15 protein-coding genes are annotated in these 17,001 nt (G+C 60.6%); 5 read left to right on the top strand and 10 right to left on the bottom strand.

The window, feature by feature from the left end:
- The 4 genes from SMC1_RS10440 to SMC1_RS02080 form a co-directional block, all read left to right on the top strand.
- The coding region (locus SMC1_RS10440; protein WP_165849136.1) for a DUF5666 domain-containing protein at positions 1–472 on the top strand (472 nt) is incomplete at its 5' end.
- A gap of 242 nt (positions 473–714) precedes the next feature.
- The gene (locus tag SMC1_RS02090; protein WP_165849135.1) at positions 715–1,524 is read left to right on the top strand and encodes a radical SAM protein; all 810 of its coding nucleotides are present in this window, start codon (positions 715–717) and stop codon (positions 1,522–1,524) included.
- A gap of 123 nt (positions 1,525–1,647) precedes the next feature.
- On the top strand, positions 1,648–2,553 hold the full coding sequence (locus tag SMC1_RS02085) for a 3'-5' exonuclease (RefSeq protein WP_243626449.1): 906 nt from the start codon (positions 1,648–1,650) through the stop codon (positions 2,551–2,553).
- A gap of 1 nt (position 2,554) precedes the next feature.
- Positions 2,555–3,250 carry a ribonuclease H-like domain-containing protein gene (locus SMC1_RS02080; RefSeq protein ID WP_119085157.1) on the top strand — a complete coding sequence of 232 codons (696 nt, stop codon included), beginning with the start codon at positions 2,555–2,557 and terminating at the stop codon, positions 3,248–3,250.
- Between the two features lie 84 nt (positions 3,251–3,334).
- On the opposite strand, the gene SMC1_RS02075 is transcribed toward SMC1_RS02080, so the two are convergent.
- The 10 genes from SMC1_RS02075 to SMC1_RS02030 all read right to left on the bottom strand — a co-directional run bounded on the left by SMC1_RS02075 (position 3,335) and on the right by SMC1_RS02030 (position 13,838).
- Positions 3,335–4,420, bottom strand: a complete 1,086-nt coding sequence (locus SMC1_RS02075; RefSeq protein WP_119085156.1) for a hypothetical protein — start codon at positions 4,418–4,420, stop codon at positions 3,335–3,337.
- The gene (gene thrC / locus SMC1_RS02070) at positions 4,417–5,718 is read right to left on the bottom strand and encodes a threonine synthase (protein ID WP_119085155.1); all 1,302 of its coding nucleotides are present in this window, start codon (positions 5,716–5,718) and stop codon (positions 4,417–4,419) included. The genes SMC1_RS02075 and thrC overlap by 4 nt, the downstream gene beginning before the upstream one ends.
- A gap of 132 nt (positions 5,719–5,850) precedes the next feature.
- The gene (phoU, locus tag SMC1_RS02065) at positions 5,851–6,528 is read right to left on the bottom strand and encodes a phosphate signaling complex protein PhoU (protein WP_119085154.1); all 678 of its coding nucleotides are present in this window, start codon (positions 6,526–6,528) and stop codon (positions 5,851–5,853) included.
- A gap of 17 nt (positions 6,529–6,545) precedes the next feature.
- Entirely contained in the window at positions 6,546–7,310 is a 765-nt protein-coding gene (locus SMC1_RS02060) for a phosphate ABC transporter ATP-binding protein (protein WP_119085153.1), read from the bottom strand.
- 11 nt (positions 7,311–7,321) lie between these two features.
- On the bottom strand, positions 7,322–8,158 hold the full coding sequence (gene pstA / locus SMC1_RS02055) for a phosphate ABC transporter permease PstA (RefSeq protein ID WP_119085152.1): 837 nt from the start codon (positions 8,156–8,158) through the stop codon (positions 7,322–7,324).
- Positions 8,155–9,084: a phosphate ABC transporter permease subunit PstC gene (pstC, locus tag SMC1_RS02050; protein ID WP_119085151.1), complete on the bottom strand. Its 930-nt coding sequence runs from the start codon at positions 9,082–9,084 to the stop codon at positions 8,155–8,157. Before pstC ends, pstA begins: the two co-directional genes overlap by 4 nt.
- Positions 9,062–10,126 carry a phosphate ABC transporter substrate-binding protein PstS gene (gene pstS, locus SMC1_RS02045; RefSeq protein ID WP_119085150.1) on the bottom strand — a complete coding sequence of 355 codons (1,065 nt, stop codon included), beginning with the start codon at positions 10,124–10,126 and terminating at the stop codon, positions 9,062–9,064. The genes pstC and pstS (SMC1_RS02045) overlap by 23 nt, the downstream gene beginning before the upstream one ends.
- Before the next feature lie 150 nt (positions 10,127–10,276).
- Entirely contained in the window at positions 10,277–11,335 is a 1,059-nt protein-coding gene (pstS, locus tag SMC1_RS02040; protein WP_119085149.1) for a phosphate ABC transporter substrate-binding protein PstS, read from the bottom strand.
- Positions 11,332–13,119, bottom strand: coding sequence for a sensor histidine kinase (locus tag SMC1_RS02035; protein ID WP_119085148.1), 1,788 nt, complete (start codon positions 13,117–13,119; stop codon positions 11,332–11,334). The genes pstS (SMC1_RS02040) and SMC1_RS02035 overlap by 4 nt, the downstream gene beginning before the upstream one ends.
- The gene (locus tag SMC1_RS02030) at positions 13,116–13,838 is read right to left on the bottom strand and encodes a response regulator transcription factor (protein WP_119085147.1); all 723 of its coding nucleotides are present in this window, start codon (positions 13,836–13,838) and stop codon (positions 13,116–13,118) included. Before SMC1_RS02030 ends, SMC1_RS02035 begins: the two co-directional genes overlap by 4 nt.
- Positions 13,839–14,142: 304 nt before the next feature.
- On the opposite strand from SMC1_RS02030, the gene ptsP reads away from it, so the two are divergent.
- On the top strand, positions 14,143–16,662 hold the full coding sequence (gene ptsP, locus SMC1_RS02025; RefSeq protein WP_119085146.1) for a phosphoenolpyruvate--protein phosphotransferase: 2,520 nt from the start codon (positions 14,143–14,145) through the stop codon (positions 16,660–16,662).
- The last annotated feature ends 339 nt before the right edge of the window (positions 16,663–17,001 follow it).

Genomic DNA, 17,001 nt, shown 5'->3' with positions numbered 1-17,001 from the left:
CATCACGGTCGCCGACAAGACGTTCGCCATCGTGCCGGAGACACAGCTCAAGTACCATGGCAAGGCGATTGCGCCGGCCGACATAGCTGCCAAGCTGCTGTCTGCAGGCAAGCTCTACGCCACCGTGCAGGGGACGAAGCAGGCCGATACGACCCTCCTCGCCAATCTCGTCATCGTTCAGGATGGGGCTAGCAGCGAGCAGGCAACCGCCAGCAACGAGCAGCAGGTACGTGGCAAGGTCACAGTCGTGACGGCTACCGTGCTGCACGTCGACGGGTTCGCCAATGACATCGTCCTTAATGCTGACACGAAGGTCGAACAGGTCGGCGCTGGGAAGCTGGACATCACCGCCATCAAGGTCGGGCAGACCGTCCAGGTCCACGTGGTTCTGTCGGGTACGACGTACACTGCGCAGCAGGTCCACATCGAGGACAAGTACGTGAAGGCAGCGAAGGGCAACGGCAAGCACTGACCGTAGTCTGCCATTTTTCCTCCTGGCCCGCAGGGATGACCTGTGGGCCCTTTCTATTCCTGCAAGCCCTGGAACAGCAGGCGACTCTTGCCGAACTCCGCGTCAGAAGTATGATAACCAAGATGAAGGCGCCTCCTCAGGAAGTGGGGGGTTGTTGGCCACGAACCGCCCGAGTGGGTCTCGGGCGGTTACTATGTGGTTGCCGGTATTGTCCATAGCGTTGCGAGCAGTACCATGTGACCATGGACATGGTCACTCGTAAGTCGCTGCTCTATCGTACCGGCATCGGCGGCACTGGCGCCTATGCGGCGACGCACGTCGTCGGTTGCTCGCATGGCTGCCGCTTCCCGTGCTACGCCTTCCTCATGATGCAGCGGTTTGGCAAGGTCGCCTCGTATGAGGAATGGTGTCAGCCTCGGCTGGTCGCCAATGCGCTGCAGCTGGCACAGAAGGAACTCCCGCGGTTGCGTGGCAAGGCGCGCTATGTGCACCTCTCGTTTGCAACCGACACATTCATGTACCAGCATCCAGAGGTCACTGCATTGACGCTCCAGCTCATGCGCCTCATCAACTCCTATGACATCCCCGTGCATACGCTGACCAAGGGGGTCATCCCGGACGAGGCGCTGCAGCTGTCGCACCACAACCAGTTCGGCATCACTCTGGTTTCGGTCGACGAGGACTTCCGCACGCGGTACGAACCGGGTACCGCCCCTTATCCCGAGAGGATTGCGGGACTACGCCGCGCGCACGACCTTGGGTTACACTGCTTCGTCAACATGGAGCCATATCCTCCACCCAACATCTGGCAGCAGGACGTCCTCCGCGTCCTCGAGGCTGTCGATTTCGTGGATGAGATCCGTCTGGGCCAGCTCAACTACAACGACACCGTCAAGCAGTATCCGGGGTGGCGCGCGTTCTACCGGCGAACGGGCGTCACCGCACGTGACTGGTGTGCAGCGCACGGCATCGGCTATGGTGGCATTGCAGCGGCCGACGCTCCGCGCGGCCGGCGTAGGACATCGGACCCCGGGGACCTGTTCAGTGCCTGAACCCATCTGTTACACTTCGGGACGGTTCCAAAAGTGTAACAGTCTCCACGCGGGCGAGCCCTTCGGCCGGAATCGTGCTATAACAACATCACGCGATGACGTGCGCGTGATGGGGAGGAAGAGATGACGGACGACGAGCGAACGCAATGGGAGGTCGTGGCACGGGCGTTGGAGGAAACGGGGGATTACCGTATCGTCCGAAAACTCCACCAGGTGGAGCGGTACACCGAACCCGACGGTGAGCCGATTCAGCTGGGCCTAGTCCTCGACACGGAAACGACCGGTCTCGACGCACAGGTGGATGACGTCATCGAGCTGGGCATGGTCCTGTTTGAGTACGCGCCTACTACGGGACGCGTCTACCGAATCGTCGACGCCTTCGACGAGCTGAGGGACCCCGGACGCCACATCCCTGCCGAGATCACGGCCATGACCCACATCACGGACGACATGGTCCAGGGGCACCACGTTGATGCCGCAGCCGTGGAAGCCTTTGCCTCGCGCGCCACGCTGGTCATCTCCCACAACGCCGCTTTCGATCGCCCGTTTGTAGAGAAGACGTGGCGGGTGTTTGAGACCAGGCCATGGGCGTGTTCCATGAGCCAGGTTCACTGGCACGACGAAGGTGTCGGGACCCAGAAGCAGGAGCTCATTGCACTCTGTCTGGGCTTCTTCTATGAGGCCCACCGCGCCGAGAACGACTGCCGGGCGCTTCTGCACATTCTCGCCGGCACGCTGCCGTTGTCTGGTCGTCCAGTCCTGAAGCCTCTGCTTGACCACGCCGTGGCTGACGATGCCCACATCTGGGCCGTGGGTGCTCCATTCGAGGCGAAGGATCTGCTGAGGATGCGAGGGTACAGGTTTAATAACGGCACCAACGGCAAGCCCAAAGCTTGGCACATCACGGTGATGGCAGACGAACTGGACGCTGAGTTGGCGTTTCTGGACGGCGTCTACGGCGGGAACGCACGCAGCATGGTGCGCATCGATATGACGTCGCCGCTGGACCGATTCTCGAGCCGGGGCTGACATGGAGCGGCTGGTTTTTGACGTTGAGACCCTCGGGACGACCTGGGAATCGTTGGACCCTGCTGTCCAGGAATCACTGCTGCGATCGGCGGACACGAACGAAGAACGCCAGGAAGTGCGGGACTCGCTGGGCCTCTTCCCCGTTACGGCACAGATAGCCTGTATTGCGCTCTACTCGCCCGAACAGGACCACGCGGCCGTCTTCTTCCAGGTACCGAACGCTGGGGTAGAAACCGTCCGCGAGGAGAAGGCGGTGTTTGTCCCCTGCACCGAGAAGGAGTTGCTGATGCACTTCTGGGAAGCGGCCGGCAGGGCGAAGCAGGTCATCACGTTCAACGGGCGCGGCTTCGACTGCCCCTTCCTCCTGGTGCGCTCGGCGGCCAACCGTGTGCGTCCGACCATCGACCTCATGCCCAATCGTTACAGCAACCAGCACGTGGACCTCATGGACCAGTTTACGTGGTTTGGGGCGCTTCGGCGCCGTTTCTCCCTTGAGGTCTGGTGCAATGCGCTCGGAGTGGAGCAGCCCAAGCGCGAAGTGCACGGGAGCGATGTTGCCGCCCTGTACGCCGCCGGCGAGTACATGAGGATCGCGCGATATTGTCTGGGTGATGCCAAGGCGACCGCGCAGCTGTTCGACCTTTGGAGCAAGTACATGCGGTACACCGGGTCGGGGCAGGAGCAGACGCCAAGATAGCGCCAGACCCTTCCTCGAAGGATGCGTGGGTCCCCGCCTCCGCGGGTGTCACGGTCCGTGGGATGAGCGTCGGGTAGAACTTCCCTATATCTGTCTCTGTGCGGCCTTGATGATGTCCGCGAGGACGCCTGAGGCGGTAAGGATGGGTCCTCCGCCGATGCCGCGGACGACGACCGGGAGGTCGCCGAACCGACTGGTGCTGAACAGGAAGATGTTCTCAGATGGTTCCAGCGTCCCCCAGACGGATGCCTGCGCGAAGCTGCGGAGGCCGAGCGTCACAGTCCCGTCAGCAGAGGTGGATCCGACGTAGTACGTGACCATCCCTGGTTGCCGGGCTGCCGTCAGGCGAGCCGCAAGGCGTGCCATGCCGTTACCCTGGAAGGCGTCAAAATCGGGGTAGTCCTGGTCGAGCAGTGGCTCCTGGTCGACATCGCCGATGCTGGTTGGGAGCCCCATGGTCTTGGCCAGGATGACGATCTTGCGCAGGGCGTCGCGGCCGGCAAGGTCCGTCAGTGGATTGGGTTCCGCAAACCCTCTCCGCATCGCGTCTGCAATAGCTGCGTCCAGTGGAAGCCCGCGGTTGAAGCCCCCCAGGATGCACGACAGCGAACTGCTGGGCAGGGCAACAATGCGCTGGATGGTGTCACCGGTTGTCATGAGGTCGACAAGCGTGCTGATGACAGGCAGGGAGCCGCCAACGGTGCATTCATAGCGGAACGGCGTGCTAGCTTGCTGGCTTGCTGCCCGCGCCTGCTCAAACCAGCCGGGCGTCTCGGCCAGTGGGATCTTATTTGCCGTGACGACCGGGATGCCCATCCCCAGAGCTTCCAGGAGCAGAGGCCCTGTCTCGGCCGTGGCCGTGACGTCGACCAGCACGTACCGTGTGGCATCTGGAAGCCCGAAGCGGTCGAAGATGGGATCCAGGACGTCAAGCGTCATGCCAGGCGCGCGCTGTGTCCATTCGTCGAAGGAGGCCCCCCTGTCGGCTGCTCGCAGTGCCAGGTCGTCGCCCAGCGCGACGCTGCTGCTGCGCACGACAGCGGCGTACTGCATGTGGACGCCGGTCTCGCGCTCGATGCGTGCCCGGTTCTCGATCGCCAGGTGGACCAGCGGAGCCCCGACCTTGCCGTATCCCAGTTGGATGACGTGTGTCGTAGGTGCTGTTTTCATTGCAGTTCCTCCTCGATGATGCGCGCTATTGTCTCTGGATCCGAGGGTACGTGGCGCGGCCCATTGGCACAAGCGTCCAGCGACGGAGCTCCCTGGATACCGAGTGCGGCCGTCTGCCCCGTTGCCAGTGCGATGGTCGTGTCCGGGTCCTTGAGGAGGTTGCCGGTGATGATCAGCAGAGCGCTCTCGCCGGGACGCACGACCTGCTCGCGCGTCAGCCTGCGCAAGCCGGCAAGAGTGGCAGCCGATGCGGGTTCACACCCGATGGCCTGGCGGTCGAGGTCGTGCTTTGCCTGCAGGATCTCAGCATCGGTGACAGTGGTCACGACACCGTCCGTGAATCGGATGGCACGCACGGCCTTTGCGTAATTGACTGGGTTGCCGATACGGATGGCGGTCGCGACCGTTTCGGGCTGCATGGGCTCAAAGTGTTGGAAGCCGCCCTGCGCTGCACGCGCGAACGGGGATGCCCCCTCGGCCTGGATGATCGCGAGGCGCGGCACGCGGTCGATGAAGCCCAGCGCCTTCATCTCGATGAGTGCCTTGCCGAACGCGCTGGTGTTGCCCAGGTTTCCTCCCGGGACGACGATCCAGTCTGGCAGCATTCTCCCCAGCTGGAAGAAGCTGTCCAGGATGATGGTTTTCTGCCCTTCCAGGCGGAACGGGTTCAGCGAGTTGACCAGGGTCAGATTGTGCTGCGCGGCCATCTGTTCCACCGCGTGCATGGCGTCGTCGAAGCTGCCGTCGATCTGCAGGGTGTGAGCGCCGTATGCAAGCGCCTGCGCCAGCTTGCCTTGCGCAATCTTGCCATTAGGGATGAGGACGAAAACCGGAATGTGGGCGCGGGCGCCATATGCGGCCAGCGAAGCGGAGGTGTTGCCGGTGGAGGCGCAGATGAGCGCACGCGCTCCCTGATGTCTGGCCCAGCTCACGGCTACGGTCATGCCCCGGTCCTTGAAGGAGCCCGTGGGGTTTTCTCCTTCGTGCTTGGCCCAGAGGGCGGATAGGCCGAGAGGGGCGGGGTCCAGTGCGTAGAGGTTCGTGCGGCCTTCCGGGAAGGTGACAATGTCGTCTGCAGGCAACTCCAGCACGAGTTCGCGGTAGCGCCAGACGCCGGAGAGGTCCTGCGGCACACGGGACGCGAGGCGCGACTCGAACCTGGCGGCGAGAGCAACAGGAGGCGGAGCGCTGTCCATGTGGAGCTGAACGTCGAGCAGCCCGCCGCAATCGCATCGGAGCCGCCGGTCTTCGACAGGGTAGGTCGATCCACACGTTACGCATATCAATTGTCTGTTCATGGGCTCACCTCGATTTCAGTATGCCGCAGAACGGCCCGGTGACAACTGCTGTAACACTCTCGTGTCGAATGGAACCGTCCCGAGAGTGTTACACTCCCCGCGCATGCGGGAATCCAGTCTTCGAATGTTCCCTCAGCGCAGCTTGTCGAGTTCCTCTTTGGTGAGGCGGTTGTGCCGGATGAGGCGCCCGGTGGTGGCGAAGACGACGTCTTCGGCGATGTTGGTCGCCAGGTCGGCGACGCGCTCGAGGTTGCCGCTGATGAACAGGATCTGGAGTGCCCGGTCGATCGTGCTGGGATCGGCCATCATGTAGGTGAGGAGCTCTCTGAGGATCTGGTTGTCCAGCTGGTCGACGATGTTGTCACGTTCCACGACGTCAATGGCAAGGCGGGTGTTCTGGGTCGAGAACGCCGTCATCGCGTCGGCGAGCATCTTCCGCGCTTCTTCGCTCATGCGGGGGATGTCAATGTAGGGCTTGATGTCCGGACGCGCGATCAGGTACTGTGCGCTTTCGGCGATGTTGACGCCATGGTCCGCCAGGCGCTCGAGGTCTGTGCCGATCTTGGCGTACATGTACACGTGACGCAAGGTGTGTGCCTCAGGCTGATAGAGCGCGATGAAGTTGATGGTTTCGCGTTCGACGGCGTGGTCGAACTCATTTGCCATGGGCTCGTCGACGTCGATGACCTCCTTGGCAAGAGCTTCGTCCTTGGTCACGATAGCCCTCGTGCCTTTTTCGACCATGGAACTGGCCAGAGCACTGAACGCGAACAATTTGTCTTTGATTTCCTGCAGTTTCTCTTCGTGCATGGTCTACTCCTTCCCTGTCATCCGTACTTGCCAGACAGATAGTCTTCGGTTCGCTTGTCCTGTGGGCCGACGAAGACGCGCTTTGTCTCGCCGAACTCCACCAATTCGCCCAGCATGAAGAAGGCGACGTAATCCGAGATGCGCGCTGCCTGCTGCAGGCCGTGGGTCACAAATATGATACTGTAGTCAGACTTGAGGGCGGACAGCAATTCTTCGATAATCGCCGTCGACTTCGGGTCAAGGGCGCTGGTCGGCTCGTCGAACAGCACAACTGCCGGCTCCATGGCGATTGTGCGCGCGATGCACAGGCGTTGCTGCTGTCCTCCGGAAAGGGACGTGCCAGCCTTGAACAGTTTGCTCTGGACTTCGGTCCACAACCCGACTTTGTTCAGGGTCGCCTCCACGATCTGGTCCGCTTTCTCTCGCGAGAGGCGTTGCCCGGTAAGCCGGTAGCCGGCAAGCACGTTTTCGTAGACGGTCATCGTAGGGAAGGGGTTGGGCCGCTGAAAGACCATGCCGATATGCTTGCGGACGTCCACGATGTCCATGGTGGACGTGTCGGAGCCCTCGAGCAGGACAGTGCCGGAGGAACGGGCCCCAGGCGTCATCAGGTGCAACCCGTTGAGCGTTCGAACGAATGTTGTCTTGCCACAACCAGACGGGCCCATGATCGCGGTGACCCTGTTCTTCGGGATGCGCGCTGAGACGTCGAACAGGACCTGCTCCTTGCCAAACCAGGCGTTGATCTTCTGGGTTTCGAGAACGATGACAGGTTCTTCCATGGTTGCCTTCCTTATGCCTTCACCCGCAACACGCGGGCGATGAGATGTTTGGCGCCGTACTGGAGCAGCAGGATGAGCAGCACGAGGACGAAGGCAGCGCTCCAGGCCTGCTGCTGGAGGGCGGGATATGGACTGCTGGCATTGACGAAGATCTGCAGTGGAAGGGCTGACATCGGGCGCAGCATGTTCCATTCGACATACCGGCTGCCGAAGGCCGTGAACAGCAGAGGCGCGGTCTCGCCTGCGATGCGGGCCATGGACGTGAGCAGTCCTGACGTGATGCCGGCCGCAGCGGTCTTGATGCTGACATTCCAAACCACGCTCGACCTTCTGGCTCCAAGAGCGTATGCTGCTTCCTTGAGGCCCGAGGGGACGAGGTTCAGCACTTCCTCCGTGACACGCGTTGTCGTCGGGACGAACATGAAGGCGAGCGCAACGCTGGCCGACAGGGCGGAGTAGCTGCGGAAGCGCACAACCAGGAACGTGTAGCCGAAGATGCCGATGACGATCGACGGCACACCCTGCAGGGCATCGGCGCACAGGCGCACAACGCCGGCGAACCGCTGGCCACGGTGTTCTGCCACGTAGATTCCGGCAAACATGCCAAACGGTGTCCCGATGGCGGCTGCCATGAGTGTGATGAGAAAGGTGCCGACAATGGCGTTGAACACGCCACCACCGCTCTCGCCCATGGGAGTGGGTGTCTTGGTGAAGAAGTCCCAATTCAGGTATTTGACGCCCAAGATGAAGATGTGCCATACGATGACGACGAGCACGGCAATGAGCAGCACGGCCGATGCAGCGACCAGGAACCCCATCACGCCGTTCTTGAGCTTTCGGGACGTCATTGCTGAATCCCCCGCCTCAGGATGACGCGCGCCAGGACGTTGATGATGATAGCGATGACAAAGAGGATGAGGGCGAGCTGGATGAGCGAACCGATATAGACGGGCGACGTTGCCTCGAGGAACTGGTTGGCAATCGCTGACGCGAGCGTATTGGCCGGATCGAACAGGGTTGTTGGCATCTTCATTCCATTGCCGATGACCATGGTGACGGCCATCGTCTCGCCGAGAGCCCGGCCGAGAGACAGGACGAGTGCTCCAACCGTGCTTTTTCGTACGTAGGGGAGCTCCACGTTCTGGATCATGTCCCACTTCGTTGCGCCGAGCGCGAGTGCTCCCTCCTTGAGTTCAGTGGGAACGACCAGCAGCGATTCCAGGATGAGCGAGGCGCTGAAGGGCAGGATCATGATAGCCAGCAGCAGGATGGCGGCCAGGAGGCCGACGCCGGTCGTGCCGCTGGCGACCAAGGCTTCACTGCCCACCAGTTTGCCGAACCAGACCTCGAATTTGCCGACGATGGGGACGAGGACGAACAGTCCCCAGAGGCCGAAGATGACAGACGGCAGTCCGCCGAGAAGTCCGATGAGGTACTTGATCGGTTCCGCGACCTTCCTGCCGGCGTAGTCTGCCAGGAAGATGGCGATGCCCAGCGCAAACGGGGTCGAGATGAGCAGGGCGCCGAATCCCGTGACGAGCGTGCCGACGATCATGGGCAGTGCGCCGAATTTCTCCGTAACCGGGTTCCACTCGCTGTGCCACAGGAAGGGAAGGCCAAAGGCGGCCCGGGACGTGCGGGAGGTGATGAGAAGCTGAACGAGGAAGAGCGCAATCGTCGCGACGAGAGCTACGGCCGCGACGAGGCTCGCAGCCGTGAATGCCCTCTCCCGGGCAGCTTCCCGTCGATCGCTAGGGGATGGCTGTGCCGCCATAGGTCATCGAGTCGACGAGCGCTAGCGCCTTCGTGACGGCGGGCGCAGGCAACTTGGCATAGGACATCCCCTCGTTGACAGACTGGCCGTCGATCAGTACCCATGCCAGCAGCTTCTTGAGTGCCTGTGCCTGTGCAAGGGTGCGGCTTGCGTACTTCTGCTCCTTGTACACCAGGATCCAGGTGAAGGCGCTGATAGGGTACGCATCTGTCCCCGGGCTGTTCACGATCACGACGCGCAGGTCGTTGGGAAGGCTGACAGCCGCGGCGGCGGCAGATGAAGCGAGACTCGGCGCGACGAAGGAGCCGGACGCGTTCTTCAGCGAGGCGAACGGCATGCCGGACTGAACCGCATAGACAAGCTCGATATAGCCGATGCTCCCCTTCGTCTGCGAGATCATGCCCGCGACGCCGTCGTTGCCCTTTCCGCCAACGCCGGTGGGCCAGCTCACCGACTTACCGGCGCCAACCGTCGACTTCCACGTCGGGCTGATGGCTGCCAGGTAGCTGGTGAAGATGGACGTCGTGCCGGAACCGTCCGAACGATGGACGACCGTGATAGCCAGGTCTGGAAGAGAGACGCCGGGGTTCAGGGCCGATATCACTGGGTCGTTCCACTTGACGACCTTGCCGAGGAAGATCCCCGCCAGGACCGTGCCATCCAGTTTCAGGGCAGGCGTGCTGTCCAGGTTGTATGATAGGACGACGGCCCCGATGCACGTGGGAATATGGAGGACGGGTGCGCCCATAGCCGCCTCTTCCTGGTCAGTGAGGAATGCGTCGGAAGCCCCGAAGTCGACGGTCTTGTCGGTGAGAGCCTTGATACCACCACCCGAGCCGATGCTGTTGTAGTTGACGCGGACGCCGGTGGCGCTGGCATATGTGTCGAACATCTTGGAGTAGAGGGGGTATGGGAAGGTTGCGCCAGCCCCGGACAATTCTTTGACGGTCGTGGAACCTCCCTGGGGACTGCAGCCGGAAGCCACAAGGGCAACGATCGCCAGCAGTGTCAGCAGGATTGAGACGTGCCGTTTGTTCTTCATCCAGACCTCCGTAGTTGATCAGGGCTCGTCATTGGGAAGACGATCTGTATCTACAGCATACGTTGTCAGGTTAAGAGGTAGTATGGGAGTTGCTAAGATTGCGTTAAGACTGTAGATCTTTATCCCAGGTCACGAGGTGGGACTCTGTGGCTATTTCACTGGATGTCCCTGCCATGAGAGTTGTCCCAGGAGGGCGATGGCTGCTTTCCGGACGCTCTCGGGCAGACTGCCGTACTGCAGTGGCAGGGCAAGGGACTGCCCGTCGCCAAGGACCCAGGAGACTAGGTCGTAGATGGCAACGGCTCGCTCGCGCGAGCGGCCGTCATAGGCCTGGTCCCTGTAGAACACGAGCCACGTGAAGCTGACGATCGGATAGGATGTGGCGCCCGGTCGATTCAGAAGCGTTCCCTGAAGATCGGCGGTCACATCGGGCGGGATTGCGGCCTGCATTGAGGGGATGCTGGGGACAACGAACGCACCCGAGCGGTTGCGAAGAGCGACGCAGTTGAGGCTGGACTGCACGGCGAACGTATATTCTATGTAGCCAATGGCCCCTGTGGTCTGCCGCACCATGGCCGCCATGCCCGCATTACCTTTCACGCCGACGCCGGCCGGCCAGGCGACGAGTTGCCCGGCCCCGACCTTGTCGTTCCAGGTCTGGTCGGCTGCAGCCAGGTAGGTCGTGAAGATGTCTGTAGTGCCCGAGCCGTCTGCGCGGTGGAGGACGACGACGGGGGTGTCCGGAAGCTTGACGAGAGGGTTGAGCGCTGCGATGCGGGCGTCGTTCCACGTCTTGACGTCGCCACGGAAGATGGCCGAGACGAGCGGCCCGTCCATGCGCAGGGCAGGGTTGCCCGGCAGGTTGACGCAGATCGCGACAGCCCCAAGGCAGGTCGGAATCTGAAGGACAGATGCTGGCAGACGAGCCTGGTCCTCGACCTCCAGGAGGAGGTCGGTGGCCCCCACGTCGATCGTGCGGTCCTGCAGGGCGCGTAGAGCCCCGGACGAGCTCAAGGCTCCGTAGACAGCTTTCACCTGTGTCTTCTGGTACCACGCGTCGAGCTGCTTGACATACAGGGGCTCGGCAAACGTGGACCCAGCGACGGCGAGGTCCTTGACTGGAGCCCCCGGAGCAGTCCTGCAACCGGTCGTCCCGATCAGCAGACTGCAAATCAGCACGGATACGGCAATACGCTTCATGCGTCTCATAGGTCCTCCCTCTTCGTGTCGGATGGTTGTCCAGATGTCGCAGCAGGTCTGCGAGGTCCCAGGTTCTTGGGGATATGAATGACGAAGGTTGTTCCCTTGTTGACAGTGCTCTCGACGTCGATCGTCCCGTTGTGAGCAAGGACGATGCGCTTGACGATGGCGAGGCCGAGGCCGGTGCCGGGGCGTCCGTGGTCGCTGGCATGGGAGTAGAAGCGCTCAAAGATGCGCGGCAAATCCCTGGCAGGAATGCCCTGACCGGTATCTGAAACACTGAGGATGATATGAGAAACATCTGTAGTGGCGGACACGGTTATGGTTCCAGTCTGCGTGAAGTGATAGGCGTTCTCGATTAGGTTGATGAACATCTGCAGCAGCATCAGACGGTCACCGTATAGGAACCGCCCTTCGCTGTCAACCGAAAACCTCAGAGCGACACCAGTCTCGTGCCCCTGTTTGTCGAACAGCTCTGCCAGGTCGTGCTGCAGCTTGCTGACGTCCACAAGCTCGATCTCTGGCGCCCTGTTCTCGAGGCGGGAGAGAAGCGAGATGTCCGACGAAAGCGCGATGAGACGGTCGACGTTGCGCTGCACGATGTCGAGGTAGTGAGCGTTGCCCGGTTCTTCCCGCAGCAGCTCAAGATACCCCCGGATGGCGGTCAGGGGTGTCTTGAGCTCGTGGGAAGCGTTAGTGACGAAATCGGCCTTGATGCGCGGCAACGTCATGGCGTCGGTGATGTCTTCCAGGACGACCAGCGCACGCCGTTCGCGAAATGCCTTCCCATCCAGTTCGTGGACACTACAGGAGTAGTACCGACCGTGGTCCTCGGCGGCGACTGTCTGTGGCTGATGCTCGCTGACGCAGCGATCGATGGCCGCAAGGCACTCGGGGAGCGTGATGAGTTCTGCAATGTGGCGTCCCGCCACTGGCAGCGCATCTGCACCGACAAACTGGTCGAACTGCGTGTTGGCCGAGAGAACGGCGCCGGTGCTGTCGAGAATGGCAATCGCCTGCGGAACAGCATCCAGGACGGCAGAGAGTGCCGAGGATTGTAAGTGTTCCCGCTCGATGAGCACCTCGCTCTCCTGCAGAAGCGCATAGCTTGCTCTCTGCGCTCGTCCGAGTTCGGTGACGTCGGCGCGCATTGCAAGACCTGCCAGGCTCTGTACTGAACGACGTTCCAGAGCATCGGCGAGGTCCGATACCGGTCTTGTCGCCATGCGCACAAGAATGAGAGCCAGCACGAGCCATAGTGAGCTGACGACAAGCAGAAGAGGCAGAGCCCAGGAGAACGTCCCGGATGCCGACTGCCAAGTCAGGCCGACCGGTGAACTTGCCACGGCAAAGCCGATGAGCGAGCCTGAGTCCCGGATTGCGACACAGACGGTGCGTTCGCGCTGTCCCGATTCGATGCGATAGGACACGGCGACACCCACGTCGCCTGCAGCGGCCTGTTTCACTTCGGGATCGGCAATGCGGTTGGTGATCGATCCTGGATCGAACCTCGAATCGGCGATGGCCGAACCCCCGGCATCCAGGATGGTCAGGCGAAGCCCGGCAGGAAAATCCCCGCGGACCAGGGGCGCAGCAGGGCTGCTCGCATGGAGCGCCGCGACGTACCTGTCGGACAACAGCAGTGCGGAAGCCTCGAGGTGGCTGGTCTCACCCACGTTTGCCTGATAATGGACGGACGTGACCTCGACCATCAGTGCGGTCGCAAACACGAGGCTGGCGACGATAAGGACAGCACTGAGCACGCGGAGGGCGTACGGTCGACTCCGAATCATTCATCCTCCTCGATGTAGTACCCGAAACTGCGTGATGTGCGTAGCAGATGTGCCGCGTAGCTGAGTTTGCGGCGGATGCTGGTGATGTGTACGTCGATGACGCGTTCCACGGCGTCGGTCTCACCGATGGCCCGCAACAGGTCCTCGCGTGAGACGACGGAGCCCTTCCGTTGGACCAGCATTGTCAAAATGTGGTACTCTGCCGGCGTCAGGTCGATTGTCTTCCCGCCAACGCTGGCGGTTTTGCGTCCAGGGTCGATGGAGATTGCTCCCGCGGTCATTGCCCTCTGCTGGGACGTGGCCGGACCCGCCTGCGCGCGGCGAAGCATCGCGCCCACCTGGGCGACGAGTTCGTGGGGGTTGAACGGTTTGCGGACGTATGTGTCTGCACCCAATCCCAGTGTGAGGATGACATCGCTCTCGGCCGCCTTGGCGCTGCAGACGACGATGGGCATGTTGTCGCACGACGGGCGCTTGCGCACTGCTTTGATGACGTCGGCACCAGAAAGCTCCGGCATCATGAGGTCGAGGATCAACAGGTTCGGAGGAATCTTCTGGATATCGAGCCACGCAAGGAACGTGACCGGGGACGCGAACAGGACCGGCTCCATGGAGTCTCTCTTCAGGTACAAGCCAATGAGCTCCCGGATGTCGTCGTCGTCCTCGAGCACCGCTATGCGTCTGATGATTTCACCTCCGGGTGTTTCCAACTGCATCATAAATCTATACTATCAAGGTATTGCGGTAGAAAGTCAAGAAAGCGCCTCGGCCAATCCGAAATATACGTCAACTGGCCCCGTAAACTCATGAGAAAAATAGGAGCTCCTCGTTGTGACGAGCTGGACGGGCCAGAGCTTGGCGTGCACTATTCTTGCGTGAGTTGACACACATGCAAGCAGGGCAACGTATGCACAGCTGCCGTATTGGGTTTTGCCTGACGCGAAATTGGACATTCACGTCATGTTCGTTATAGTCGGGACAGAACACTTGTTGCATTCAATTGACTTGACCAGAGGTGAAGCCATGGTTAACTTGGTTCTTGTCTCCCACAGTCCTTCTCTTGCGCGTGGAGTTGCCGAACTTGCGCGGCTCATGACGCAGCAATCTCCACTGATTATCGCGACAGCCGCCGGCACCGGCGACGAGAACTCTCCCCTTGGAACCAACGCCGAGGAGATAGCTAAGGCGATGGAAGAAGCGTATAGCGATGATGGCGTGCTCGTGCTGATGGATATGGGCAGCGCGGTCTTGAGCGCGGAGATGGCCCTCGAGTTCCTGTCGCCGGGCAAGAAGGCCAAATTCATGTTAAGTTCGGCGCCCATCGTTGAAGGCGCGGTTTCTGCGGCCGTGCAGGCAAGCCTTGGTGGAAATCTGGAGCAGGTAAGGGCAGAAGCAATCGGTTCCCTTGGCAACAAGGCTGCTCAGCTCTCGGTGCCCGAGGAGAGCAACGTAGCCCAGGCACAGGCGAGTTCAGAGGCTGTACCAGGTTCCGCCGTTGATGCGGTCATTGAAATAAGGAATAGGCTCGGCCTTCATGCGCGACCTGCGGCGACCTTTGTGCAAACAGCTGGACGCTTCGCATCGAAAATACAACTTGCTCGAACGGACAATGAAACACGGCGATCCAATGCAAAGAGCATTAATGCCGTTGCCAGTATGGGTGTGCGGCATGGCGAGACGGTTCATGTGTGGGCTGAGGGACCGGACGCACCCGCAGCAATCGATGCACTGAAAAAGGCAGCCGAAAATGACTTTGGTGAAGCCGAAGAAGCAGCAGTGTCCACAGCCACAGTCCCGGTGGCAAGCGCCGAACGCAGCAGCAAGAGGTTTGATGGTGGCCTCATTGGCATTCCCGCTTCGCCAGGCTACGCAGCAGGCCCGGCAATTGTTCTGAAATTGGCCGACCCGGAAATCCAACAACGCACGATTAATGACCCCGAGGCAGAATGGGAACGTTTGTCGAAGGCCCTGGAAGCCGTGCGAGCTTCGACCCAGCAATTACGCCGGCAGATATCGAGATCTGCGACAGAGTACGATGCAGCAATTTTTGATGCCCACCTCATGTTCTTGAACGACCCTGATCTTTTGGAGAAGGTTCGGCTTGCCATTCTTGACGGACACAGGAACGCTGAATGGGCTTGGAGCGAAGCAATTCAAGTTGCGCTTGTCGAGTATCGGAAAATCGAAGACGACTACATGCGCGCTCGTGCCGCCGACGTGGCGGATATCGGCCGGCAGGTGCTCATCCAGTTGAACGGAAGAGCGGCTGCTCTGAACATACCGTTTCCCGGGATTCTGATTGCGGCGGATCTGTCGCCCTCTGATACGGCGCGGCTTGACCGCGCAATGGTGCTCGGTGTCTGCACCGGAATGGGTGGCCCCACATCGCACAGCGCAATACTTGCGCGGACGCTGGGTATCCCCGCAGTTCTCGGCTGTGGCGAAGCCATTGGCGAAATTGCCGAGGGAACCCCCCTCGTGGTGGATGGATCGACAGGACAGGTCTGGATCTCTCCGTCCGCGCAGATCTCCAGCGTATACCAGGAAAAGATCGCGGAGTGGCGCAACCTGCAGGCCTTGGCCCGGCAGACAAGCCGCGCTCCTGCCGTTAGCAAAGACGGCATTGCGGTGGAGATCGTGGCGAATATCGGTTCTGCAAAGGACGCGCGGGCGGCGTTGGACTCTGGAGCTGACGGCGTCGGGCTTCTGCGATCGGAATTTCTCTTTCTGGGCCGCCTTGATACGCCAGAAGAAGAAGAGCAGTTCGCAGCCTATCAGGAAATTGCTGAAGTAATGGGAGGCCGACCGCTTGTCGTCAGAACCTTGGATGTGGGTGGTGACAAACCACTGGCTTATCTACCGCAAAAGGAAGAACAGAATCCTTTTCTGGGAAAGCGCGCACTTCGTCTCTGTCTCGACAAGCCGGATTTTTTCAAGGCTCAGTTGAGGGCAATCCTTCGAGTATCAGCAGGTCACAACATCAAGATCATGTTCCCCATGGTTGCAGACATTGCAGAACTGCGTCGCGCGCGCTCTCTTTTGGAAGAGGCCCGGGAAGAAGTACTGCGACGTGGAATTATGACTGCGCCGAAAGTCGACGTTGGAATCATGGTGGAAATACCCTCAGCGGCTCTTCTTGCACCAGTATTCGCCCGCGAGGTGGATTTCTTCAGCATCGGCACAAATGATCTGACGCAATACACGATGGCCGCAGAGCGCGGAAATTCCGACGTAGCTTACTTGCAGGATGCTCTGCATCCGGCGGTCCTTCGGTTGATAGACCGGACCATACGCGCCGCCGACGAAGCGGGTAAATGGGTCGGCGTTTGCGGAGAACTGGCTGGCGACCCCGTGGCAATTCCGATACTGCTTGGCCTCGGTGTCAAAGAGCTGAGCATGGCCCCTGGATCGATACTCGCAGCAAAGAGTCTTGCGCGCACTCTGGACATCGCCGGGCTGCGCGACTTCGCCAGGGAAAGCCTGGAACTGGAAAGCGCAGCAGCGGTAAGGTTCTTGGCAAAGGAGCAGCTGGGCTTGCAGTAGGAGAAGGGATACTATCGTTTGACATTCCACTACAGGCAATTCTTGTACAATTTGATGAATGTGTTATCGTATCCAGGATTGATTGTGTGCCGGAGGATAGCTACAGGCTTGTGTACATCAGTGTTTTCCCGGTTCCAGGGTTCCAGAAGCCCTGGGTGTCGGGCACCCATAGCAGGTGATGTCTGAAAGGAAAGGGGGTGAACGGGAGATCGGCGTTGTTGACAGAGAGTTCGTATCTCAAGAACCTTTGGTGATTGGGTTTCTGCAAGTCGTATTGTCCCTGCATGTAAAGGAGACAGTAGAATGAAGAAGCACGGTCTGTTTGGAGAGTTAATCGGT

The sequence above is a fragment of the Candidatus Cryosericum septentrionale genome, assembly GCF_003570995.1.
Classification (GTDB): domain Bacteria; phylum Caldisericota; class Caldisericia; order Cryosericales; family Cryosericaceae; genus Cryosericum; species Cryosericum septentrionale.
Note: the sequence above shows the minus strand (reverse complement) of the source record. Positions and strands in the feature narration are given on the sequence as shown.